Raw genomic sequence first — 22,710 nt, forward strand, 5'->3', positions numbered from 1 at the left:
ATCAGAAATAAAATGGGTGAATCTCCATGAAGGCATCGACAGTACCTTGATGATTTTGCAGAAAAGATTAAGTGGAATAACAGTGATTAAGCAGTACGCACACTTGCCTTTGGTGAACTGCTATGCGGGAGAAATTAATCAGGTATTTATGAATTTACTGATGAATGCTATTGATGCTTTGTATCGAGGAATTGGGAGCAAAGTTGACCAGACACAGCCTCCGACAATTTGGATTGTTACTGAAGTTTTAGAAAAAAATAAAGTGGCGATTCGGATTACTGATAATGGTATGGGGATGACTTCGGAGGTGAAGGCCAGAATTTTCGATCCATTTTTTACTACAAAACCAGTAGGTAAGGGTACTGGTTTGGGACTGTCAATCAGTTATAAAATTGTGCTAGAGCAGCACGGAGGAAAGTTGATTTGTGACTCTGCACCGGGAGAGGGAGCAGAGTTTAAAATGGTGCTTCCCTATTGATGAATTAGAACCACACTGAAAGCAATTGTTCAATTATTTTCATAAATCCGATCGCAATTTGAATTAAGGGCCAACCCACGAAACAAATTAACACCGCCCAGCGAGTTTGAATATCCAACCCTTGGCGAACTCCCACAATTACCGCTAGCAAACTCCAGACAGCTAATATACGCTCTATTCCTTCTCCCAACAAGGGAATTAGCGTTAAAAAATTCAGCACTTGGGGTGCGTAGGCAAATCCGATGGGAATTAGTAATTCCCCATAATTTACGTGACCTGGTTTTAGCCAATCCCCGATTTTAGAGATAGTAAAAGTCCAAAAATAATAACCTCCCACCACTGCCAAGCCATCTATCAAAAGAGCTAAAAATAGAACCTGGGCTTCGGTTCGATTGATTAACAAAATGATTGCATTGCCCAGCACCTTAGACACGGCTGCTAAAATTACAATTGTTAACGCTATCCGCTTAGTTTTGGGAGTGTATGAAGTGTTTTCGTAAAAATTGCTGTTTAAAGAAAGGGCGTTCCACAGCGTTACCCCTAAACCCGCAATTGAATCTTGTCCCCTCACTTTTGATTACTGCTCCTGAAAATAGTTGACAATTTCTACATAATCGGGTCTAATACAGAAAAATACATCAAGTATTGTTCCCAAATTAGAAAACTTATTGGTATTTTACCAAATTTTATTAAATGTTGAAGTTGATTTTACAGATACTTGTCTGGCTGCGTGGGGGAAGTTTAAATTTGTTGCTCGTCGCAGGTACAATACTCCTAGTCTGGGGTATTGTTTCGCCAGTGGGTACTATTATCTGGTGGCTTGGTCAAAATGCCGAGAGTTTGGGTTTAAAGAAAGCTCCGCCGGAACTATTGCCTTCTAACAATATTAATATCGACCCAAGTAAGTCTTCGCCTCTCAATTGTTATATTGTTTTTTTGCCAGGAGTAGGCGATTTTTCGGGGGACGAATTAACCCGTGGGGAAGCATTTTTTCTCAAGAGTTTAGTGAAAAGTCATCCGCAGTGTGTAGCCGTGGGTGATATTTTTCCTTATTCAGCTTCTAACAAAAGTTTAGGAGGAGAAAGGCTGTTAGCACCTTTTTGGCGGTTTGCAGAACACGCAAAAAGTGGGCCGATTGCGGGGGATATATTCATCAAAATTCGCAATCTTTGGCGGTTTGCAATTTCTTTAGATTATCGCTACGGTCAGGCTTATAATCAGGGAATTGCCAATGTAATTATTGAGCGGATGAATGCTAAATATCCGATTTCACAGGCTCCTGAAAAACCTTTGAAAATTATTTTAATTGGAACTAGCGGTGGGGCACAAGTTGCTCTGGGTGCTACTCACTATCTTAAACAATGGCTGAAGGGAGAAATTACTGTTGTTTCGGTTGGCGGTGTGTTTTCGGGAGAAAATGGTTTTGCAGATGCCGATCGCATTTTTCATTTTCGCGGTTCTCGCGACTCAATTGAGGATATTGGTGGTATAGTTTTTCCCAGTCGCTGGTACTGGTTTGTGGGTTCACCATTCAATCAAGCTCGTTTAGAAAATCGCTATGCAGAAGGTTTGAGTGGTCCTCATAAGCATGATGGTGATGATGGATATTTTGGAGAAAATCGGGTGGCTGGTGAGGAAAAATATGTAGATATAACGCTGGAAAAGATTAATCAGTTGCCTATCTGGCCATCCGATCTTAAATTTTAGATTTTAAATTTAAAAATTAAGATGTTGTTAGAAAGACATGGTTTTGAAGTGCAAATTCGGACTAATCAAGCTCCTGCAGAAAATTCTTGTCGCACTGCGGTGGATGTGTTGTTTCGATCGACTGCTAAAATTTATGGTGCGGGGGTTTTAGCTGTAGTGCTGACGGGGATGGGACAAGATGGACTTCACGGCTGCGAGGGTATTCGGGAGGTTGGGGGTCAAATTTTAGTTCAGGATCGGGCTAGTAGCGTAGTTTGGGGTATGCCGGGAAGTGTGGCTAATTCTGGTTTAGCCGATCGAGTGTTATCCTTGGAAGCAATGGCTTGCGAAATTATCGATCGAGTAAAAAATCACCAATAACCAATAACCAATTACCAATAACCAATCACCAATCACCAATCACCAATAACCAATTACCAATTACCAATTACCAATTACCAATCAGAATGTCTCGACCAACATTATACATCGCCATCACTAATCATGGATTCGGCCATGCCGTCCGAGTCTCATCAGTAGCAGCAAAAATTCAAGAATCATATCCAGAAATTTTATTAATTATCGCCACAACAGCACCCCGTTGGTTGCTAGAATCATACATCACAGGTGATTTCATTCTCCGTCCCCGCGCTTTTGATGTTGGTGTCGTGCAGTCTGACAGTTTGAATATGGATTTAGATGCGACACTGGAAAAGTTGCAGGAAATTCGGAAAAAGCAAAATTCACTAATTGCTAGCGAAGTAAATTTTATTAAACAAAATAGGGTGGGTTTGATTCTGGCAGATATTCCACCTGTGATGACAAAGATTGCTAAGGCTGCTGGTGTTCCTTGCTGGATGATGAGCAATTTTGGTTGGGATTTTATTTATCGTGATTGGGGCGGGGAGTTTGACGACATAGTGGATTGGATTGGTGAGTGCTTCGGAATGTGCGATCGCCTTTTTCGTCTCCCTTTGCACGAAAAAATGTCGTTTTTCCCTCATATAGAAGATGTTGGTTTAACAGGTGGCAATCCTCGGTATAGTAACGATAAAATTCGGGAGTTATTCAGAATCGAAACACCCCTAGAAAATACTGTATTGTTGACTTTTGGTGGACTCGGTTTGGAAGATATCCCTTATCACAATTTACACAAGTTTAGCGATCGCCAATTTATCACTTTTGATGCTGCTGCTCCTGATTTGCCAAATTTGATTAGAGTCAAGAGTCAGGAGTTTGCCAAATCTTTCCCCATTTTACCGCGTCCAGTTGATGTAATGCCTGTCTGCGGACGGCTGATTTCCAAACCGGGGTATAGCACTTTTTCGGAAGCTTTGCGTTTGTCCATACCTGTGGTTTCTATCATGAGAGAAGGTTTTGCCGAAGCGGAGATTTTACTCGAAGGGATGCAAAACTATGGTTCCCATCAAATTATCACTGCTGCGGAGTTTTTTGAGGGTGATTGGGAGTTTTTACGAAAACCGATGCAGCCCCCGCGTTTGTCAGAAAAATTGGCCAAAAATGGTACGGAGGCGATCGCCCACGCTGTTGTAGATTATTTTAAATAGCAAACAAGTCAATCAAATAAAGCCCATAGAATTGGCTGCTTGTCAAACTTTCGTCTGCCTTCGTCCGCTGAAGATTATTGCAAAATCTCAAATTCCAAATCTAAAATCCTATGACTCATTACCAACAGATATTCAAAATTAAAACTATCGGTAAGTCTTTGTGTAAAATTACCGAACAGGTAGAAAATGTGGTAGCGAATTCTGGTATTAACACAGGACTTTGTACCTTGTTTTTGCGCCATACTTCTGCTAGTTTACTGATACAGGAAAATGCAGACCCAGATGTACTCAAGGACTTAGCCAACTTTTTAGCTAAACTGGTACCGGAGGGTGCAACCTATATTCACGATGCAGAAGGCCCCGACGATATGCCGGCTCACATTCGCACTGCATTGACTCATACTTCTGAACAAATCCCGATCGCTCGCGGTAGGCTGCTGTTAGGAACTTGGCAGGGAATTTACCTATGGGAACATCGTCAGCGGGGGCAGACTCGCGAACTCGTGGTTCATATCAGCGGTAACTGAAAGAGAGGGAATTAGGCATGGCGTATCGGGCATTGGTAATTGGTAATTAGTAATTGCTTATAAATAACTACTTATGAGTGACTACTGGCTACTGACTACTGACTACTGGCTACTGAATTCAATTCTTTGAAAGAGCGATCGGAATTTGCACCTCGCTGATTTTCATTGCTTCCGGTGTCATCGGGGAGTTGTAAAAAAAGCGTCGCGGAGGTCCGACTATTGAGTATTCTGGATGTTGTTGAAGCCAATTTTTGAGTTTTTGGAGGTTATTTTCGTAGCTTTCCCAACTGTAAGCCCCGCCGACACCAATGCTAACAACCGTCATCGGTGGCGTATCGGTGACTGTGACAGCCGAGCTAAGGCTGCTGGGAGCGATATTTGGTGATGGGTAGAGGAAAGAAACTTGTACTTCGGGAACATCCATTTGCCCTGCAATTCCTGTGTAGCGGGCTTCTACGGGCGTTGTCATCGCAATTTGGTTATTGCTGATATGTTGGAATAAGGGATTGAAGGCAACCCCAGTAGCTTGTCGCACATCACCAGCGTGGGAGTAGGTGACAGCGCGGTACTGAGGATATTGCTTAACTTCTATAGTGCCAATCTCTGCGGGTTCAGGGAATCCACTGGGTAAATAAGCTGACATTGTTTGCGAGTTTAGCCTTAACAAGTGGGAAAACTATTTTAGCATTTATCCCGCTCGATTTTGAGGATTGCACTTATAATTAATTTAGAGATTTGTTAATCAACCTCATATTAATACGACCGGGGATAAAAACTTAAATAATTATTAATATAATTGTCAGTGAAAATTAACATTTTTCATGGGCTTGTCATTTTTTTCGCTACTATTTGGTTATTCTGTCAGGGGGGTGTAGGTTGTCAATTGTTTAGATTAGATGATGTTGAGGTAAATGATTAATTATACCGCTGTCCTGGAATAGTATATGAAAAAAATTTTAGTGATCGAGGACGATCGTGTGATTCGGGAGAATATTATCAAGATCCTCAAGTTTGAACGTTTTGATGCGATGGGGGCTGAAAATGGAATGCAGGGCTTATCTTTGGCGATGTCCAATCTGCCCGATGTGATTCTTTGCGACGTGATCATGCCGGAACTTAATGGTTATGGGGTGCTGATGGCCTTGCGAGCGAATCCTGCTACTGCCACAGTACCTTTTGTATTTCTGACTGGTAAAACCGATCGCGCTGAAATGCGGCAGGGCATGGAATTGGGAGCCGATGATTACCTGACTAAACCTTTTACTAAAGCTGAACTGGTAGGGGCGATCGCCAGTCGGTTGAAGAAACAAGAAGCTTTTGTCGAGCAATACAATAATTTACAAATACAAACCAACGAGCATATCATAGAACAAGATGCCTCGGAAAAATTAATCATACTGAAAAAAAGCTTATACACTGCTTTAAGACGAGAAGAATTCCAGGTTTACTATCAGCCCCAGGTTAGTCTAACTACCGGTAAGATTGTGGGTGCAGAAGCTTTGGTGCGCTGGAAACACCCGGAAAAAGGATTGATTCCACCTACAGAATTTATTCCGGTTGCTGAAGAAACTGGCTTTATTATACCCTTGGGCGAGTGGATATTGCAGACAGCTTGCCAGCATTTAAAATCTTGGCAAAATGATGGTTTTTCTGGGTTGCGGGTGGCGGTTAATTTATCACCTCGTCAATTTCACCAACCGGAACTCAGCACTAGAGTGGCAGAAATTTTAGAAAAAATTGGTTTGGAACCAAACAGTTTAGAATTAGAGTTAACGGAAAGTTTGATGATAGAGGATACCGAAAGCGCGATCGCTACTTTGACACAATTAAAAAAATTGGGAGTTTCTATTTCTATTGACGATTTCGGAACAGGTTATTCTTCCTTAAGCTATCTGACACAATACCCCTTCGATACTTTAAAAATAGACCGCTCATTTATTCGTAATATCACAGATGGTTCTCGAAATGCAGCGATTGTAAAAGCTATTATTGAAATGGCTCACAGTCTCTGTCTGGAAGTAATTGCCGAAGGTGTTGAAACGGAATCAGAACAAGATTTTATCAGGCGCTATAAATGCGATTATATGCAAGGATATTTGTTCAGTCGTCCTTTGCCGGCAACGGATTTTGAGCAGTTGCTGAAGCAAGGTCAGTAAAGGAAGAAGGAAGATAGTCCTGGAGGCAAAAAACCCGGTTTATTCCCAAAATTGTCGTTTTTTTCGACAAATATTCACGCAGAAACCGGGTTTTTGACTCAGAGTGCGCCCAGGACTGTCAAAAATACCCAGTTTCTCGCGATCGTCCTCAACCTAAAATGAAGCAATTACTTTCAGAAACCTAGTTTGGGCGTCCACGACTGGTAATCAGAGTCGCGATCGCCCATAATTTAGATCTAAATAGTAAATTCAGAAGCCCCCCAGCTTCAGCATTGACAACTACCACAAATAACTTCTAACCAAGACACCACTATGGGAAAACCAACAGGCTTTATCGAATTTTTGCGCGAACTACCCTCCGAACTCTCACCAGTCGAGAGAGTCCACAACTGGGATGAATTTCACCTACCCATGGACGACGACAAACTCCGCACCCAAGGAGCCCGCTGCATGGATTGCGGCATCCCATTTTGCCACACCGGAAACCTGATTAGTGGCATGGCCAGCGGCTGCCCCATCAACAACCTGATCCCCGAATGGAACGACCTAGTATATCGCGGACTGTGGAAAGAAGCCCTAGACAGACTCCACAAAACTAACAACTTCCCCGAATTCACCGGCAGAGTTTGTCCCGCACCCTGCGAAGGCGCTTGCGTACTCGGCATCAACAACCCGCCAGTCACAATCAAAAACATCGAAGCCTCAATCATCGACAAAGGCTGGGATGAAGGCTGGATCACCGCCGAACCACCGGCCAAACGCACCGGCCGCGTCATCGCCATCATCGGTTCCGGGCCCGCCGGTTTGTCCGCCGCCGCCCAACTCAACAAAGCCGGTCATTGGGTAACAGTATACGAAAGAGCCGATCGACCCGGTGGCCTGCTAATGTATGGCATCCCCAACATGAAGCTAGACAAAGAACAAGTTGTGATGCGCCGCCTCAAAGTTCTCGAAGACGAAGGAGTAAAATTCGTCTGCAACACCGAAGTCGGCAAAGACTTACCAGTAGAACAATTACTCAAAGAATTCGACTCCGTTGTCCTCTGTACCGGTGCCACCAAACCCCGCGACTTAGGCATCGAAGGACGCGAATTAAAAGGCATCCACTTCGCCATGGACTTCCTCACCGCCAATACCAAAGCAGTTCTCGACAAGAGCACCAACGATAACTTCATCTCCGCCGCCGGCAAAGATGTCGTCATCATCGGCGGTGGCGACACAGGCACCGACTGCGTGGGCACCTCCATCCGCCACGGCTGCAACAGCCTCGTACAGCTAGAAATCCTCCCCAAACCGCCCTCGGAACGCGCCGCCAACAATCCCTGGCCCGAATGGCCAAAAGTCTACCGTCTCGACTACGGCCAAGAAGAAGCCGCGGCCAAATTCGGCGACGATCCCCGCGGCTATCTCACCACCGCCACCAAGTTCGAGGGCGACGAAAACGGCAACGTCAAAGCCGTGCACACCGTTGAAGTCGAGTGGACAAAAAATGAAAAAGGACAGTTCATTCCCAAACACATCCCCGGCACCGAAAAAGTCCTACCAGCTCAGCTTGTCTTGCTAGCGATGGGCTTCCTAGGTCCCGAACAGCCCTTGCTGGATGCGATGGGATTGGAACGCGACGCCCGCAGCAATATCAAAGCCGAACACGAAAAATATACAACCAGTATTCCGGGAGTATTCGCCGCTGGTGACTGTCGCCGGGGTCAAAGTTTGGTAGTTTGGGCAATTAACGAGGGGCGGGGTGTCGCCCGCGAGTGCGACCTTTATTTAATGGGGAGCACGGATTTGCCTTAATTGGTAGGTTCAAAACTTTAAGTTAATTTAAAAACAAAGCTACCCATATTTTACAGTTTGGGTAGCCTTGTCCCTAAATTAATTCAATCACATGAATTTCTCAAAGGGGGACAAATTTTACCAAAAAAATGGGTCTTTTTTAAGCCCCTCAACCCCTCACATTTTCCATCAACCAATTAAACTTAGCCTGGGCTAGACCCAAATTCTCCATCACACTCGGATTAATGTCCTCACCTTCTAATTCAGAGTTTTCTAATTCAAGATTACGACCATACTCTATATGTCTAATCGTACCGCGCATTCTGTCAGCCAGACACAGAGAAATTCCACAATAAAATCGGGAAGCAAAGCCCATATCCTGTTGCAGTTTGATAATTAATTGTCGCCGTGGAATTGCTAACAACTCTGTTTTTTCGATCGCCTTCACCGTTGCCAAAGGAGGTCTAGCATCAATAAAAGAAACTTCTCCCACCAGTTCTCCGCTACCTATTTTTGCCAGTTCTTTAGTAGACTTCGCCTCTAGCAAAACACTCAAAGTTCCCTTCAATACAATGTAGAGGGCATCGATTTGTCTCCCTTCGTGGATCAGTATCCTGTCGGGGTCAAGAATTTCCTTCTTAGCTTTTTGGACTATCCAGTTGATGTCATCGTTATTTAACTGGCTCAAAATGAAAAGTGCTTTTTTTCTACTGCTGTCGGTCATGAATTTAGCTCCCGATCGCTTTTTTTATAATAGCATTGGTTAAACAATTTTTTTAAATAGATCCCCTGTCATGGGCGCGGGGTACAATTCACCGTGCCCATAGTCTCTGACTAAATCGATCGCAAATCGGGATAACCAGCCAACATATCATCAGCAGTCAAAGTATCGCCATTAGCTTGAGGAGTCCACAGCACCTCAATCGCCAACAACTGCTCGCTAGACACTCCCCCAATTTGACGCAAAGCCATGCGCAAATCTTCAGTATTTTTGACTACTGGTAATTGCAGTTTGCCTAGGGTACCGACAATCAACGTCACCACAATATATTCACCGGGAGCTTGACTCAAATCCCCAGCCACCAGTACGCCATTTTCCTTCACACTTGGCAGTACATTGTTGCTTCCAGATTCCCGAAGCTGGTTGTTAAAATTTGAGAGAGTTTCTTCTGTAAATTTACTGCGTTCTGCCAGAGAAAATTGATTAAATTTAGCTTCTGCTGCTTCCAAGCGAGTTTGCTGAGATTCAGCACCGGCATAAACCCAGTATTCTGGATGGCGCAGCAACGCCAAAGTAGATTCTTGTAGCACCTGAGCGCGACCCGTTGCTGTATCGGTATCCGCTGTTTTTGCTAAGGAGTCTAGTTCCGATTGCAAACCGCGAGCATCTGCTAGCAAACCAACTTGCAAACGAGCCACAGAGACGTTTGTCGGTGTGCTGTAGCCTAGTTCTTCCTCCCCTGTGCCCCCGGCGCGGCGGAAGCTTTGGACGAGGAAATTCGCGATCGAAATAAAAATCAAAATCGAGAACAAACCACCAAAACCGCCCCCAAACCCAAAAAATGGCAGCAAGAACGGGAAACCAAAGCCACCACCAAAGCCACCACCAGGGTAGTACCCCCCTCCAGACGGTGCGTAGGTGCGGCTAGGAGACGAATAACTGCGCGCAGGAGCCCGAAAAGAGCCACCACCGATGCGTCCTCCGCTGCGGGCCGCCTGGGCTCCATCAGCGTTACCCAGGGCTAGTGTCAGTACCAGCCCGATCGCAAATAGTGATTTCAAAAGCGGTTTGATTCTTGAAATTAGTTGCTTGTACATAAGACCATTACTATGCGATACATATATAATTTACAGTCTATTCTCGCCTGTGGGCAGCCCGGTTGCAGGCGTGAAATCGGTGAGATATCCGTACTCAAGGACTCAAGTCCTGACGAAAAACTATAGAGGTCGCTCTCCCGCTAACCCTTGGGGATAACGGGAGATAACCTCACCTTAGAAATTCTGATTATCTGTGGTTGGAGCCACGGAACCGGGCTGGTTGATAAACAGGTTTTTGGCACTATCGTTTTGATAGATACAATTGATATCCGGTTGACTTTCCAAAGTACCGGTGAAGCCAAATGTATTCATCCGATTTTTGCACTCGCGTACTTGGTCTTGGCTGACGAGCTTTCTTTGTTCTAGAATTGCCCAGTTATTGGTCCTGAGCACGCAGCCAGGGCGCATAGTCGGCTGTGAAATGTAGACGTTGAAAGGGTTGAGGGTGACATAGGCGCGCATATCTGTCACCATCGCGCTGGCTCCAAACTGTACGCAAAGTTCGGGATTGGGGGCACTGCGATCGATAAATTCGCGGGATGCTACGTTTTCTGGGCTAATGGTAGCGGTAGAGCTAAAGGCAATACCAATCCCAATGCCGAGAATGAACACCGCTGCTAAAATCCCCAAGGATGTGTAATTGACAAAGGAAGGTTTCCCAGAGGGAGACTGGCGTCGGGATTGTCCGCCAAAGGGACTGGAATAGTCGGAGTCTTCATCTCCTCGCGGTGCGTCGGCTGTGAATCTGTCGTTGTAGGGTTTAGGTTTGCGTTTCATATAAGCTTCAGTGGGTTTTGGAGAGTTACCAGGGAGTAGTTTTTTATTTTTATCTTTTGTGTTCTAATTGTACGGCGATCGCCCGCTCACGGTAACAGGCTTGGGAGACAGGAGTTTTTCCACACTGCATCTGCGTCTGGCGATCGACTTTTTTGCTGCTTTGTCGGAATTTGATGACCTCACAGGATGTCAATTCAATTAAAATAACTAAAAGTCGGATACCATTGCACAGCGGAAGAATCCGGCTCAAGATTATTCACAAATTTTAACATTTTACCCACCAGGAGGATACAAAGTAGTGTCTGTCGAAATTATTGTCAAGCCTTCAACAGTCCGTAAGCTTGCACCCCGCTACCGCGTTCTGCTGCACAATGATGATTTCAACCCCATGGAGTACGTGGTACAGACTCTGATGCAGACGGTTCCGAGTCTAACTCAGCCACAGGCTGTGAATATTATGATGGAAGCTCACACCAACGGGCTGGGACTGGTGATTGTGTGTGCCCTAGAACACGCTGAGTTTTACAGCGAAACGCTCAACAATCACGGATTGAGTAGTACGATCGAACCTGACGAATAGAGTTTGAGTGTACAGCAAGACTCTGCCATCTCAACAAAAAAAACAGATAGCTAAAAGCCAAGGGCTTGACCCTTGGCTTTAGCGTTTATTTAGCGTAAAGCAGGAGATTTGAACAGAAGGCGGTTCGGAGCTAGGTGCCCTTCATCGGAAATCTCCAATATCAAATCTGCCTCCGAGGAAATTAATAACGTCCTCCCCCTCCTCCTCCACCGCGAGCAAATTTTCCTGGACCACCCCCGCCCCGGTTGCCGCCGGAGCGATTACCTTCATCTTCGCGGGGTTTGGCTTTATTAACTTTCAGGTCGCGACCCATCCACTCTGCTCCATCGAGAGCAGCAATGGCTGCATCTTCTTCTGCATCGTTTGACATTTCTACAAAACCGAAGCCGCGAGGGCGACCTGTTTCTCTGTCGGTAGGTAGATGTACTCGCTTAACGGTTCCGTATTCGGCGAAGACGGAGGTGATGTCTTCTGAGGTAACTTGGTAGGATAAGTTACCGACGTATATCGACATGGGAAATAACTCCAAAATTTAGACAGTGCAAAGATTTCAGTTTCGGAGAGTTCCCTGCCGATACAGAAGGGCAAGTTTTTAGACAATTCTGTAGCAATGAACAAAGCCTACAACCGAATCTAATTCACACTTGGTATTTTAACACAGAATAGTCTCTGATGAGTAGGTTTCAAGAGTTAGTGGCGCCGAGCCTATTTACGGCAGGAAAGATAGGTCTACCTTGCCAAAGTTGGTACTCAAAGCTAAATTCAGGTTTTCTAGGGCTTTCACTAACCACATCACACCTGTTCTGGCAGAAAACTCGTAGTGACCGAACAAAATTGCCAAACGCTTTTCTAGGTAGGGTTTGACTTTGCCGCAAATTAGTACAATTTTCAGCAGCAAACCTGTAGTCTCCGTGGGGCCGAGATTGGAGATGAGGTCAATGAAGACAAAGTGGTTGGGTCGTTTCTGACTCTCTACTACTAAAAAATTCAATAACTGGCTGCAAGTTCTCATCATTAAACATTCGTTTAACTTCTGAGAGTCGCTGTGGGTAAAGGTACTTTGTAATTGCTTATACAATTTTTCCTTAAATTGACCTTGACCGTAGCGGTGGTTGGTGACACCAGAAATCAAGTATTCGTATAAATCATCTTTAAAAGAACCGTAGGACTGACTTTGGCTAGTGTGGGCAAGAAAACTGTTCGCTAGGTGTCTGTAAGTATTGCCTCCTTCTACTTTGCCGACAAATTGCTTGACAGCGAACAACAGTTCAGTGTCGCTCAAAAGCGTGGGGTTGTTTATATTTTGTATAAGCCTGCCAAAGGAAACCGAGGTTCCCCGGCGAGCTATTTGCATTTTTCTCACTTGGTGAGCGACGTATTGGGAGAGGTTGATTTCAAATTGCTGCTGCTTTCGGGCTTGGATTTTTTTAATGATTCTTTGTTGTTCGTAGTTGCTGTCGTCGCTGAGGAGGCAGTGGGTGTAAAGGTATGGGTAGCGAGGAATTAAGCTTCCCAGGGCTAGGTTAGTGGGGGTTTTGCTGTTGTTACCCTCTTCTGAGCCGTGAAGGATGACTTTGGATAAGCGTTTGAGGGCGAGGTACTGTTCGCTGGTGGTAAATTGATTGACTAATTTGGCGATTTGACCGATCGCCCGCGATCGATTGTATCCAAATATGACCTTGGGAACCCCTTCAAATACAGCGATCAATTCCGGGATGGCCACTTGCTTGTTGGGGTAGGTTTGCCAGCGGTTGATGGCGATGTGACAGCAGCGGTTGAGGATGTACTTGAATTCTGGTTCTGCATCTTTTGAGGTGGCGATTTTTTCCAAAGCCTCGACGATCGCCCGATCGGGATATTTCTCACAATTGATAAATAAAGTGCGAAAACGATGGATAATTTCCGCTGGTTGTTCTACTTGTACCAGATTCAGCCAGTGCTGATAAAGTAGCTGTTCAGCTTCGTAGCTAGATCGGCTGTAACTGTCTTTCCAGGTATTATTCACTCTTTTTACCCTCCGAAATTGGGCAAGATGTTGCAGCGCCATTGGCTCGATAAATTAGCTGAAGAAGCACCTGAATTGAATTAATGGATTTGCTCGATTCCCAAAGCTTTGGGGCAGCAGCGGTCAGCATCGTGGGCCGATCGCTCTTTTTTGTCTAATTAAACTATTTACTAACAATAGCATGACACAAATTCTTAGCGCCTCGCAAGGCCTCAATCACCATTATTTTAGGTAAAAAATTACTCGCAAATGTAAACCCCCAGTTAGAGATTTGTGAGTCTGAGGGCGATTTAGTATTACGATTGTTAAAGCAAATCCCGATCGACAGCCCCCAAATAGTTAATTTTGAGGTCTGGCGATCGGCGGCGAGTGCTGAAATTGAGTATTTAAAGTGTGAGTGCTAGTAATATGGTTTGTCGCGTCACTATTTCCCAACTTGCTGAAATTTTAACCGTAGCTTTGCCTGTTGCCTCTGAGGCGGTGTTGACAACATTAGGCACTGGTATTACCACAGACACGCGGACTATTCAGGGGGGAGAGGTATTTTTGGCACTGCGGGGAGAAAATTTTGACGGGCATCAATTTGTGGAAAAAGCCAGGGATTTGGGGGCAATCGTGGCGGTTGTCGATCGCGATTGGCAAGGAAAAGTTCCTAACTTTCCCCTATTGCGAGTTGACAATACTTTAACAGCTTATCAGGCGATCGCCCGTTGGTGGCGCGACCAATTCAGTATACCGGTAATTGCGGTAACTGGTTCCGTAGGTAAAACCACTACTAAAGAATTGATTGCAGCAGTTTTGTCAACCCAAGGGAATGTACTCAAAACTCAATTGAACTATAACAATGAAATTGGAGTACCAAAGACCCTGTTAGAGCTGTCGCCCGAACACAATTATGCCGTCATTGAGATGGGAATGCGGGGACTGGGTGAAATTGCGCTGTTAGCGCAAATTGCCCGCCCCACGATAGCAGTAATTACGAATGTGGGAACGGCGCATATTGGGCGATTGGGGTCATCGGAGGCGATCGCGACCGCTAAGTGCGAATTATTAGCAGAAATGCCAGCCGCCAGTATTGCTATTCTCAATCATGATAGTGAGAAATTAATCACAGCAGCAGCCAAAATTTGGTCAGGAAAAACTTTAAATTACGGCTTAGAAGGTGGAGATTTACATGGCACATTCATCGACAATAATTCAATGCGGATTGAAGATATAGAATTGCCACTACCTCTACCAGGAAGACACAATGCTGTGAATTATCTAGCAGCTTTGGCAGTAGCCAAGGTGTTAGATATTGATTGGCAAGTTTTCCAGCAAGGTTTGTCTGTACAATTACCCGATGGGAGAGCGCGTAAGTACGAATTACCAAAGGATATTGTGATTTTGGATGAGACTTATAATGCTGGTTTGGAGTCAATGTTGGCGGCCTTGAGACTGTTGGCGGATACTCCAGGAAAACGGCGGATTGCCGTGTTGGGAACGATGAAAGAATTGGGCGATAAATCCCTGGAATTTCACAGACAAGTGGGAACAGCAGCCCGAAATTTAAATGTCGATGCTTTGTTTGTGTTTGCTGATTTTGAAGAAGCTGCGGCGATGGCGAGTGGTGCTGCTGGTTTGCCTTTGGTGGAAATAGAAGATATTTCGGCGGAAAATGCTCACGATGTGCTAGCAAGGCATTTAATGGAGTTTGTAGAAACAGGCGATCGCCTTTTATTTAAGGCCTCTCACGCGATGGAGTTAAATAGAGTAGTCGATCGGCTGAGGACTGATATGATTGTTGACAACTGACAACTGACAACTGACAACTGACAACTGACAACTGACAACTGACAACTGACAACTGACTAAAAAATCTCAAATCCGATGACTCAAGTTTCGATGAATACCCTCGTTGAAAGAGCAATTTCTGGCACTGCTATAGTCAGTTTTCCCACTGATACTGTACCCGCTTTGGCCACCTTGCCCGATCGCTCCGAGTTGATTTTTGCCGCTAAACGGCGCAGCCAAGACAAACCGCTGATTTTGATGGCAGCCTCAGCAGAAGATTTGTGGGGCTACGTGGACGGAAGTCCAGCAGATTTCCAAGTGTGGGAACAAGTGGCGCAATCTGTTTGGCCGGGGGCCTTAACTTTGGTGCTCCCAGCTTCAGCAAAAGTACCCGTGGCTATGAATCCGATCGACCCGACTACGATTGGATTGCGAGTCCCTAATTGTACCCTGGCACGCAAAATTCTACAGCAGACAGGCCCTTTGGCTACCACCAGTGCCAATTTGTCCGGCCAACCCCCTCTGGAGTCCATGGCAGAAATTGAAGCCCAGTTTCCCGAAGTCCTGACTTTACAGCCTTTGGAATTACCAACCATAGCCACAGCTTCGAGTCTTCCTTCCACGGTTGCTAAATGGACTGGCAGTGGTTGGAAAATCTTGCGACAGGGCGCGGTACAGTTAGAATAGTGACCGAAAAACAGGCACTTAAATTAAATCTTGGTAAAAAATCAAATACCCTCCTACCTGTTCCTGCTATGCAGAAAGACGCTAGGATCGTGTGAAAGTTTTTACCAGCCTTTATCCCACCGGCAAATCCTCGATCGGATTTCGCGCGAGGGCGAGGCGCGAAATAGCTAAACTCGAAGGCAAAGTGATATGGCGCTGATGGGCTGGAGCGAATTGATATATATAGGAATGGGGCTGGGACTTGGTTTGGGAAGCAATTTGATCTGGCGTCCGAGGCCCAAGAGCTCGGAACCGCTAGAACCTGCACCCCACCAGCAGTCAAATCCTCAAGAGATTTATTTAGAGAAGTTTGATGCCATGTCTGAGCAACTGAAGCAAACTCAATTGGCTTATCAGATGGCATCGGAAATGAGTCAATTTAAGGCTGGTTTTTTGGCTAGGACTTCTCACGAATTGCGATCGCCACTGAGTAGTATGATTGGCACACTGCAATTAATTATGTCGGATTTGTGCGACGATCCTGCTGAAGAACGGGAGTTTGTCGAACAAGCTCACATAGCGGCACTCAAGTTAGTGAAATTGATCGATCAAATTATCTTTGTTGCTAAAACTGAACATGGCACTGAGACGATGGATATTGAGTCGATTCAGTTAGCGAAAATATTTGATGAAGTGGATGATTTAACTTACTTACAAGCAGCTAACCGTAGCATTCGCCTCGAAATATCCCCGCCCGATCCGGAAATTTATGTATTGGTTGATTTTCCCAGATTTAGGCAAGTGTTAGTCAATTTGATAGATACTGCTATTGCGGAAATGGAAGAGGGGAGTATTTTTGTTTCGGCACACCCTTCACCGGAATCTGGCTACGTTAACATTTGGGTAGACGATCAGCGTTCAATCAGTGCTTGGAGTGAATCTTGGGATTTATTAAAGCACGATTTGGAGACAGATAATAAGAGTACCGATCCAGTTAAAGTGTCTTCGGGAATGAGGTTATTGATGGATCAGACGCTGCTAAGTTTAATGAACGGGCGTTTAGAGGTTCTGGCAGTTCCTTCGGAGACTGAAGAGTCCAATTTCACTCGGACTCAATGTTCTATTCCTTTGGCTCAGCAGTGATTATTCAGTATTATAGCCTTTATCAAAAAGGTGAGGTACGATTTTTGACCTATAAAGCTTGATAATACAGGGTTTCAGCGTACCTCATTTATCTGAGAACCGCTATATAAAACTTTATTAAGTTTGTAGGATAGGTCGTGGGCGTAGTTCAGCCCGTGGTCAATCCGCTCGAAGTAAAAGCGAAGGGGGAGGCACTCAACGCCTCCCATGTCATGTCATAAATGCCTATACTTTTACCAGCTATTATACGATCGCTCTCAGCAATATGAGAGGCAATGATATCGTTTCCGGCTGCATCGGAATGATTTAACCGCAGAGAACACAGAGGACACAGAGTCCGAGAATAGAGATCTGAATCATTCAGATGCTACCGGATTTGATATGACTAGAAGTTAGTGGAGCCGCTCGCGGTCAAACAAAATATGTGTTTTGCCATGCGCAAAGGCGATCGTACAGTCGCTGCCGGTGTCGTCTCCCGAATTTTAAAGTAGGAGAGGGGGCTGACGGTGTTACGCTGTACAACCCTGGACAAACAGGGCATACGCGATAGCAATACTCTCACTATTGATAGAGAGAGCAAAGGAGCCGTCCCTCAAAGCTCGAATCATAATGTTTCGAGCGCCGCCCCAATCTCGGTCGTGTTCGTGACCGCAGTTAGGGCATTTAAATGTTTTTGAACCACCAAGCTTTGAATGTTTGTGTCCGCATTTGGTGCAAGTTTTGCTAGTGTAGGATTCGTTAACGTCAATAACAACAACACCCCGTTTTTTAGCTGATTGCTTGAGGTGGCATTCAAAACGATAATGCCCCCAAGTGAGCATCTGCCTAGCAGTCTTGGTGCGTAACTTGCGCTTTGATTTAACAACCATTTGTGATGTTTCAAATGTAGGCAGCAATATGACTTTGTATTGACTTGTCAGGTAATTAACTACCTGCTTGTGGCACTCGTCAACCAAGTCGCGAATCCTGATTCTCAGCTTGCTTGCCGCTTCTAACATCCGGCGTTTCTGCCTTCTACCAGCTTTTGACGCACGCCCCATTAGTTTGTCAAGGTGAGAACACAATCTTTGAATGCGTCCAATGTCTGCCTTACCAAATTCTTGAAATGAGTCACCGTCGTAGCCAGTTAAAAAAGTTCTAACGCCAGGGTCAAGTGCAATTACCTTATCCAGTTCCTTCGTCCTTGCCTCTTCTGTTACTGGGATACAAGCGAACCATCGCTTTTTGTCTCTAATAAGTTGGGTCGCAAACTCAGTCTTTTGAATTGGCTCTGTACTTCTAAAGCTAAGCCCTTTAACTAAGGATGGGAACCAAGTCTCGCCGTTGAAATTAACCTTGTGGAATTTGATTGACTGTGATGGTTGACGACAGCTTCTAAAACTTGCCTCTCCTTTGACAGACTTGGCTTGTTTCCAAGCATCGATCGCGTCAAAAATAGCATTTTCTTTTGGGTGAGACGGTGCTGACTTAACCCAATCAGGTAAGTCCAGTCCTAACACGTAGTCCCTCAAAGAATAAGCACTGGTTATTTTTTCGCCTGCTTTCAAGGCTGCAATAGCCTTGTTGTAGCAGTAACGCGATGCTGATAGCCAAGACTTCCATTTTTGGTGCAGTCCCAGCTCAGGATAAACCCGAATCTTAAGTGTTTTGTTGGGCGACTTCTTCTCCTTCTTGTGCCTCGGATTCGACTTGTAACTCCTGCTTGATTTGGTTTTCCAGCCTTCTGATGGAGTAAAGTCTGCTTGAAAAACTGTGGAGGATTGCGACGATATCTTGAACGAGTTCGGCGTGTGGAGAGAGACTGATTTGGTTGAGAACCACGATTTGGCAGTCAAATTGCTCACAGAGCCACTCGATAATATCAAATCCGAACCTTGCAAGTCGGTCTTTGTGGGCAACCACAATAACTGCGATATCGCGGAGCAAAACTCGTCCCAAAAGGGTGATGAGTCCTTTCCTCCTAAAATTGAGTCCTCCTCCCACTTCCTTAACGACTTCAGCGCCCCTTTAGAGCGTTGATAGTCGTTCAACTTGTCGATCGAGGTCTGCCTTTTGAGGTCGGGTAGAGACGCGAGCATAGATAACAGTGGCGCGTCCTCCCTCTGGTTCTGATTCTTTTTTGATGAACTTTTCGATGTCGTACCGTCTTTGACCTGACGGTGTTTTGATTGTGTTGATTTTACCTTCTGCTTCCCATCGTCTGAGGGTTCGGAGGCAAACTCCCAAAGTGTTAGCTGCTTCATTTGGTTTCACATATTTAGCCATATTAGTATTATGGCTCACCATGTACGCATTGTTCAGTCTTGTCCAATAAATTAATGATTAGAGGCATACCGATCGGCTAAAATCAGTAGGGTGGGCTTTTGCCCGCCTTACAAGCTCCCGTCATACCCGGAACGGGTTGACGGTGAGTTCTTGATTGATAATTTCTAATTCGACATTCTCTTCTAAGGGCAGATTTTCGAGTACCATTGTCGTGCTGGCGTTATGCTGAAAACCGATGCGCTCGTAGAAGCTTTGTTTGTAAGTTGTCATCAGGTAAACTCGCTCTACTCGGCTCATTATAGGATGACTTAAAACTGTTTGGACTAATTTGCGTCCCAGTCCTGCACCTTGGTAATCTGGGTGAATGGCAACATCCCAAATGGTAGCTCGATAGATGCCGTCTGATGTGGCTCTGGCAAAACCGATCGCCCTTTCGCCATCCCAGACGGTGACAACTGGTTCGCTATTGGCGATCGCAATTTTCCAATCTTCCATCTTGCGTTCCCTAGCCCAAAATGCAGCTACTTTAAATAGATGTTGAAGTTGTTCGAGGTCTACTCGATCGTGACCTATGCAAAATTGAATGTGACTGGAATCTCTAGTCGTTGATTTCATTCTAAATCTGCCCGTAAATTGTATTTAATTCTAAACATACAAACATAAATTAATTCACCCATATTATCTGACTAATTTCCGTAATCATTAATACTTTTTACTAACAAAATGCGATCGCTATCAGAGCGGTAACTTTTTGTGTAAAGTCGCCGCTCTGGATGTATAGAAGTCGCCTAAATAGCCACCGCCAAGGCTATTTAGGCGATTTTCAAGCGTTGTGAGTGAGGGGGGTTGGCAAAGAGCGGAGATTTCCTCAGCCTTTTAACCAGCGGGCGGCATCTTTGGCGTGATAAGTTAAAATCAAATCAGTACCAGCACGTTTGAATCCTGTCAAAGTTTCCATCACTACTCTTTCTTCATCTATCCAACCATTGAGAGCAGCGGCTTTAACCATCGCATATTCTCCCGAAACGTTGTAAGCTGCAACTGGCAGATTAGTTGCTTCCTTAACGCGCCAGATGATATCCATATAGGCTAAAGCAGGTTTAACCATGAGCATATCGGCACCTTCGGCAATATCGAGAGCAATTTCTTTGAGAGCTTCACGACCATTTCCGGGGTCCATTTGATAGGTACGTCGATCGCCAAATTGGGGTGCAGAATCCGCCGCATCTCGGAACGGGCCATAATAAGCTGAAGCATATTTTGCCGCGTAGGACATGATAGGAATATCTTCAAATCCAGCATCGTCCAATCCTTCCCGAATTGCTCCGACAAAACCGTCCATCATCCCAGAAGGGGCGATAATATCTGCACCGGCTTTAGCTTGAGAAACCGCAGTTTTCTTAAGCAATTCAAGGGTTGGGTCATTCAAAACACGACCGGTTAAATCGCCGACTTGCAAATAGCCACAGTGACCGTGACTGGTATATTCGCACAGACAAGTATCGACCATGACGATTAAATCTGGTACTGCTTCTTTGACTGCTGTTGTCGCTTTTTGGACGATACCGCAATCGTGCCAAGCACCGGTGGCGTCTGTGTCTTTATCCGCGGGAATTCCGAATAAAATAATTGCCGGAATGCCGAGGTCGTAAACTTCTTTTGCTTCTTCGACAATTTTGTCGATCGAGAGCTGGTAAACTCCTGGCATTGATGTGACTTCTTTAGCAAAACCTTCCCCCGGTACGGCAAATAGGGGGTAAATTAAATCATTGGTTGTCAAGATGTTTTCGCGCACCATCCGGCGGAGTTGGGGATGGTTGCGGAGGCGGCGGGGACGGTGTGTGGGAAACATGATGTTTTTTAATGTTAGGTCAAGTCCGGTTATGGAGACTTGTGGATGGTTGTGAACGAACCTGACGGTCAACTGAGTACAGTTAGACCGCAGGCTTCTTTTTCCTTTTTTTCAAAGGCTTTTTTGAGTGACGGAGTTCCCCCGCCACTTTTGTAACTCAGACCAATTTTTCTTATGAGTTTGGCTGATTTAGCTTCTTTTTTCGACCTACCTTAACATACCATTTCTTTTGCTTTAATATCTAGGAAGTACATCAAAGTTAAAGGTCTTTGCAATGTCTAATTGTCGGTTTCCGTACCTACACCCGACGAGCCTTTCATCCCAAGGAGTAATTTATTTGGGGTACTTAGCGCAGCGCTCTGATTAATCCCCTCTAAATATACCCTTAGACTTCCCGGCTGGTAGTTAAAAGTCTAGAGCTTATTGTTGGGCAGGCTAGGACGCATCCTATCGTTTCCGGTGGCATCGGAATGATAAAACAGTCAACAGTCAACAATCACCTGAGAGTGCAGGAATTGATATCATATCAAATCCCGTGGCACTGTCAGATGATTTAACTGGGAACAGGGTAATAGCGCGAAGCAAGAACAGCATCTTTTTGTTTCTATTCCTTAGCGCCTTCCCGGTTCAATTAATCCGATCGATATTGGGTAGCGGTTCGCCAAAGTTGATTATCCCCTGGTTGGGTGCAGCAGGACGTGGTATGGGAGCTAAACGTATCCCCCGCCGTTCCTCCACTGCCACCCTTACTAAAGGCACTGTTATGGGTCGGATTTGGTCGTTTTGGGTTGTTTGTTGGGCAGGAGGGCGATCGTAAGTTTGAGTGGCGATCGCACTTGGTGAAACAGGTTCTGGAGTGGGCTCCGAGTTGGGAGTTTTTGTGGGCTGGGGCTGTGCTATGGCTGTGGCTGAGGGGGTTGTGGTTTCCCTGGTGTTGGCGATCGCACTTGGGGCGATGGCGGGAACTAACACCCAGCGATTGGCGGCACCGATTTTTTGGAATTGAGTGCGATCGGGCCTGACAGCAAATCCTGGTGCTAACTCCATCACAATTCTCACCTTTCCCGGTTGAATTTGACTCATTCCCACAGAACTTATTAATCCTTTTGGATATAACTGAGTTGCATCTACTGAAATTTCAGTATTAGGCAAATCCACAGCAATTTGATTTGGGTTTAATACAGAATATTTGGGAGTTATGCCTTCTGGGAGGCTAATGATTAACTCATTGGTGGCTGGATCGAATTGCCAAAGGGGAACAGTGGAAGCGGTGGCTTGTTGTTGTCCGATTGGCATCAAAACTGCGGTGGCGACGGCTAGATTCAGACTCAGTGACAAGCTGGCTAACAATCTGGGTGCTAGAGAATTAAGAGTCAATCTTTGTAATTCTTGCCAATTTTTTTTGTATTGCATGGCTGCTGGGTGAAAGTTTTGATGTAAACTAGATTTGAGAATAATTGGGTATCGGCCAAAGAGGGCATCGGGCATCGAAAAAAGCGTGTTGTTGACTTGATGGTCGAATCAAGGTATTATAGCTATTTAATACCAATTTTTTATGAGGCTGCATAGAATCTGATCCCCCCTAACCCCCCTTAATAAGGGGGGGACAAGATTCTGATCAAAGTCAACCCCTACTCCCT

Annotated in this window: 23 protein-coding genes and 1 pseudogene; 11 read left to right on the forward strand and 13 right to left on the reverse strand. The window is 45.2% G+C overall.

Annotation, left to right across the window (positions count from 1 at the left end; translation table 11 throughout):
• A partial coding sequence (locus AAFP11_RS02465) for an ATP-binding protein (RefSeq protein ID WP_341735593.1) occupies nucleotides 1–478 on the forward strand: 478 nt, incomplete at its 5' end.
• Between the two features lie 4 nt (nucleotides 479–482).
• Here the strand turns inward: AAFP11_RS02465 and AAFP11_RS02470 are convergent.
• Nucleotides 483–1,049, reverse strand: a complete 567-nt coding sequence (locus AAFP11_RS02470) for a hypothetical protein (protein ID WP_341735594.1) — start codon at nucleotides 1,047–1,049, stop codon at nucleotides 483–485.
• A 122-nt stretch (nucleotides 1,050–1,171) separates the two neighbouring features.
• Between AAFP11_RS02470 and AAFP11_RS02475 the strand changes: the two genes are divergently transcribed.
• The 4 genes from AAFP11_RS02475 to AAFP11_RS02490 all read left to right on the forward strand — a co-directional run bounded on the left by AAFP11_RS02475 (nucleotide 1,172) and on the right by AAFP11_RS02490 (nucleotide 4,259).
• Nucleotides 1,172–2,185: a hypothetical protein gene (locus AAFP11_RS02475; RefSeq protein WP_341735595.1), complete on the forward strand. Its 1,014-nt coding sequence runs from the start codon at nucleotides 1,172–1,174 to the stop codon at nucleotides 2,183–2,185.
• A 21-nt stretch (nucleotides 2,186–2,206) separates the two neighbouring features.
• Nucleotides 2,207–2,545 (forward strand): CheB methylesterase domain-containing protein, encoded by a 339-nt coding sequence (locus AAFP11_RS02480; RefSeq protein ID WP_341735596.1) that lies wholly within the window; start codon nucleotides 2,207–2,209, stop codon nucleotides 2,543–2,545.
• 86 nt (nucleotides 2,546–2,631) lie between these two features.
• Nucleotides 2,632–3,732 carry a glycosyl transferase gene (locus tag AAFP11_RS02485; protein WP_341735597.1) on the forward strand — a complete coding sequence of 367 codons (1,101 nt, stop codon included), beginning with the start codon at nucleotides 2,632–2,634 and terminating at the stop codon, nucleotides 3,730–3,732.
• A 110-nt stretch (nucleotides 3,733–3,842) separates the two neighbouring features.
• A complete protein-coding gene (locus AAFP11_RS02490) occupies nucleotides 3,843–4,259 on the forward strand; it encodes a secondary thiamine-phosphate synthase enzyme YjbQ (RefSeq protein ID WP_341735598.1) in 417 nt (138 codons plus the stop codon).
• 118 nt (nucleotides 4,260–4,377) lie between these two features.
• Here the strand turns inward: AAFP11_RS02490 and AAFP11_RS02495 are convergent, their stop codons facing one another.
• Nucleotides 4,378–4,902 carry a heme-binding protein gene (locus tag AAFP11_RS02495; RefSeq protein WP_341735599.1) on the reverse strand — a complete coding sequence of 175 codons (525 nt, stop codon included), beginning with the start codon at nucleotides 4,900–4,902 and terminating at the stop codon, nucleotides 4,378–4,380.
• 301 nt (nucleotides 4,903–5,203) lie between these two features.
• Here AAFP11_RS02495 and AAFP11_RS02500 point away from each other — a divergent pair, with 301 nt between their 5' ends.
• Both AAFP11_RS02500 and gltD read left to right on the forward strand, forming a co-directional pair.
• Nucleotides 5,204–6,415: an EAL domain-containing response regulator gene (locus AAFP11_RS02500; RefSeq protein ID WP_341735600.1), complete on the forward strand. Its 1,212-nt coding sequence runs from the start codon at nucleotides 5,204–5,206 to the stop codon at nucleotides 6,413–6,415.
• A 312-nt stretch (nucleotides 6,416–6,727) separates the two neighbouring features.
• Nucleotides 6,728–8,212, forward strand: a complete 1,485-nt coding sequence (gene gltD / locus AAFP11_RS02505; protein WP_341735601.1) for a glutamate synthase small subunit — start codon at nucleotides 6,728–6,730, stop codon at nucleotides 8,210–8,212.
• A 148-nt stretch (nucleotides 8,213–8,360) separates the two neighbouring features.
• On the opposite strand, the gene AAFP11_RS02510 is transcribed toward gltD, so the two are convergent.
• The 4 genes from AAFP11_RS02510 to AAFP11_RS02525 all read right to left on the reverse strand — a co-directional run bounded on the left by AAFP11_RS02510 (nucleotide 8,361) and on the right by AAFP11_RS02525 (nucleotide 11,036).
• A complete protein-coding gene (locus tag AAFP11_RS02510; RefSeq protein ID WP_341735602.1) occupies nucleotides 8,361–8,915 on the reverse strand; it encodes a cyclic nucleotide-binding domain-containing protein in 555 nt (184 codons plus the stop codon).
• A 110-nt stretch (nucleotides 8,916–9,025) separates the two neighbouring features.
• Nucleotides 9,026–10,009, reverse strand: a complete 984-nt coding sequence (locus tag AAFP11_RS02515; protein ID WP_341735603.1) for a DUF1517 domain-containing protein — start codon at nucleotides 10,007–10,009, stop codon at nucleotides 9,026–9,028.
• Nucleotides 10,010–10,183: 174 nt separating this feature from the next.
• Nucleotides 10,184–10,786: a DUF3172 domain-containing protein gene (locus AAFP11_RS02520; protein ID WP_341732035.1), complete on the reverse strand. Its 603-nt coding sequence runs from the start codon at nucleotides 10,784–10,786 to the stop codon at nucleotides 10,184–10,186.
• A gap of 49 nt (nucleotides 10,787–10,835) precedes the next feature.
• Nucleotides 10,836–11,036, reverse strand: a complete 201-nt coding sequence (locus AAFP11_RS02525; RefSeq protein WP_341735604.1) for a hypothetical protein — start codon at nucleotides 11,034–11,036, stop codon at nucleotides 10,836–10,838.
• Nucleotides 11,037–11,084: 48 nt separating this feature from the next.
• Here AAFP11_RS02525 and clpS point away from each other — a divergent pair, with 48 nt between their 5' ends.
• The gene (gene clpS / locus AAFP11_RS02530) at nucleotides 11,085–11,366 is read left to right on the forward strand and encodes an ATP-dependent Clp protease adapter ClpS (protein WP_340518689.1); all 282 of its coding nucleotides are present in this window, start codon (nucleotides 11,085–11,087) and stop codon (nucleotides 11,364–11,366) included.
• Nucleotides 11,367–11,547: 181 nt separating this feature from the next.
• On the opposite strand, the gene AAFP11_RS02535 is transcribed toward clpS, so the two are convergent.
• Complete coding sequence (locus AAFP11_RS02535) at nucleotides 11,548–11,880, reverse strand: RNA-binding protein (RefSeq protein WP_341732033.1); 333 nt, start codon at nucleotides 11,878–11,880, stop codon at nucleotides 11,548–11,550.
• A 195-nt stretch (nucleotides 11,881–12,075) separates the two neighbouring features.
• A complete protein-coding gene (locus AAFP11_RS02540; RefSeq protein WP_341735605.1) occupies nucleotides 12,076–13,371 on the reverse strand; it encodes a hypothetical protein in 1,296 nt (431 codons plus the stop codon).
• Between the two features lie 408 nt (nucleotides 13,372–13,779).
• On the opposite strand from AAFP11_RS02540, the gene murF reads away from it, so the two are divergent.
• From murF to AAFP11_RS02555, 3 genes are all read left to right on the forward strand, one after another.
• Nucleotides 13,780–15,165 carry a UDP-N-acetylmuramoyl-tripeptide--D-alanyl-D-alanine ligase gene (gene murF, locus AAFP11_RS02545; protein ID WP_341735722.1) on the forward strand — a complete coding sequence of 462 codons (1,386 nt, stop codon included), beginning with the start codon at nucleotides 13,780–13,782 and terminating at the stop codon, nucleotides 15,163–15,165.
• 75 nt (nucleotides 15,166–15,240) lie between these two features.
• Nucleotides 15,241–15,831 (forward strand): L-threonylcarbamoyladenylate synthase, encoded by a 591-nt coding sequence (locus tag AAFP11_RS02550; protein WP_341735606.1) that lies wholly within the window; start codon nucleotides 15,241–15,243, stop codon nucleotides 15,829–15,831.
• A 198-nt stretch (nucleotides 15,832–16,029) separates the two neighbouring features.
• Nucleotides 16,030–16,953, forward strand: coding sequence for a HAMP domain-containing sensor histidine kinase (locus tag AAFP11_RS02555; protein WP_341735723.1), 924 nt, complete (start codon nucleotides 16,030–16,032; stop codon nucleotides 16,951–16,953).
• 509 nt (nucleotides 16,954–17,462) lie between these two features.
• On the opposite strand, the gene AAFP11_RS02560 is transcribed toward AAFP11_RS02555, so the two are convergent.
• The 5 genes and pseudogenes from AAFP11_RS02560 to AAFP11_RS02580 form a co-directional block, all read right to left on the reverse strand.
• Nucleotides 17,463–18,590 (reverse strand): transposase, encoded by a 1,128-nt coding sequence (locus tag AAFP11_RS02560; RefSeq protein ID WP_341735724.1) that lies wholly within the window; start codon nucleotides 18,588–18,590, stop codon nucleotides 17,463–17,465.
• Nucleotide 18,591: 1 nt separating this feature from the next.
• A pseudogene (locus AAFP11_RS02565) lies at nucleotides 18,592–19,218 on the reverse strand (IS607 family transposase).
• A gap of 120 nt (nucleotides 19,219–19,338) precedes the next feature.
• Nucleotides 19,339–19,833: a GNAT family N-acetyltransferase gene (locus tag AAFP11_RS02570; protein WP_341735607.1), complete on the reverse strand. Its 495-nt coding sequence runs from the start codon at nucleotides 19,831–19,833 to the stop codon at nucleotides 19,339–19,341.
• 253 nt (nucleotides 19,834–20,086) lie between these two features.
• On the reverse strand, nucleotides 20,087–21,070 hold the full coding sequence (gene hemB / locus AAFP11_RS02575; protein WP_341732028.1) for a porphobilinogen synthase: 984 nt from the start codon (nucleotides 21,068–21,070) through the stop codon (nucleotides 20,087–20,089).
• Nucleotides 21,071–21,697: 627 nt separating this feature from the next.
• Entirely contained in the window at nucleotides 21,698–22,483 is a 786-nt protein-coding gene (locus AAFP11_RS02580) for an AMIN domain-containing protein (RefSeq protein WP_341735608.1), read from the reverse strand.
• Nucleotides 22,484–22,710: the final 227 nt, after the last annotated feature.

The organism is Microcoleus sp. CAWBG640 (genome assembly GCF_020883015.1).
Lineage (GTDB): Bacteria > Cyanobacteriota > Cyanobacteriia > Cyanobacteriales > Microcoleaceae > Microcoleus > Microcoleus anatoxicus.

Excerpts from the sequence above, each read along its gene's own strand:
- AAFP11_RS02510 (WP_341735602.1), bottom strand. The coding sequence starts at position 8,915 with ATGACCGACAGCAGTAGAAAAAAAGCACTTTTCATTTTGAGCCAGTTA.
- AAFP11_RS02580 (WP_341735608.1), bottom strand. The coding sequence starts at position 22,483 with ATGCAATACAAAAAAAATTGGCAAGAATTACAAAGATTGACTCTTAAT.
- gltD (WP_341735601.1), top strand. The coding sequence starts at position 6,728 with ATGGGAAAACCAACAGGCTTTATCGAATTTTTGCGCGAACTACCCTCC.
- murF (WP_341735722.1), top strand. The coding sequence starts at position 13,780 with ATGGTTTGTCGCGTCACTATTTCCCAACTTGCTGAAATTTTAACCGTA.
- AAFP11_RS02515 (WP_341735603.1), bottom strand. The coding sequence starts at position 10,009 with ATGTACAAGCAACTAATTTCAAGAATCAAACCGCTTTTGAAATCACTA.
- hemB (WP_341732028.1), bottom strand. The coding sequence starts at position 21,070 with ATGTTTCCCACACACCGTCCCCGCCGCCTCCGCAACCATCCCCAACTC.
- AAFP11_RS02485 (WP_341735597.1), top strand. The coding sequence starts at position 2,632 with ATGTCTCGACCAACATTATACATCGCCATCACTAATCATGGATTCGGC.
- AAFP11_RS02535 (WP_341732033.1), bottom strand. The coding sequence starts at position 11,880 with ATGTCGATATACGTCGGTAACTTATCCTACCAAGTTACCTCAGAAGAC.
- AAFP11_RS02475 (WP_341735595.1), top strand. The coding sequence starts at position 1,172 with ATGTTGAAGTTGATTTTACAGATACTTGTCTGGCTGCGTGGGGGAAGT.
- AAFP11_RS02500 (WP_341735600.1), top strand. The coding sequence starts at position 5,204 with ATGAAAAAAATTTTAGTGATCGAGGACGATCGTGTGATTCGGGAGAAT.
- AAFP11_RS02570 (WP_341735607.1), bottom strand. The coding sequence starts at position 19,833 with ATGAAATCAACGACTAGAGATTCCAGTCACATTCAATTTTGCATAGGT.
- AAFP11_RS02555 (WP_341735723.1), top strand. The coding sequence starts at position 16,030 with ATGGGCTGGAGCGAATTGATATATATAGGAATGGGGCTGGGACTTGGT.
- AAFP11_RS02550 (WP_341735606.1), top strand. The coding sequence starts at position 15,241 with ATGACTCAAGTTTCGATGAATACCCTCGTTGAAAGAGCAATTTCTGGC.
- AAFP11_RS02520 (WP_341732035.1), bottom strand. The coding sequence starts at position 10,786 with ATGAAACGCAAACCTAAACCCTACAACGACAGATTCACAGCCGACGCA.
- AAFP11_RS02480 (WP_341735596.1), top strand. The coding sequence starts at position 2,207 with ATGTTGTTAGAAAGACATGGTTTTGAAGTGCAAATTCGGACTAATCAA.
- AAFP11_RS02495 (WP_341735599.1), bottom strand. The coding sequence starts at position 4,902 with ATGTCAGCTTATTTACCCAGTGGATTCCCTGAACCCGCAGAGATTGGC.
- AAFP11_RS02490 (WP_341735598.1), top strand. The coding sequence starts at position 3,843 with ATGACTCATTACCAACAGATATTCAAAATTAAAACTATCGGTAAGTCT.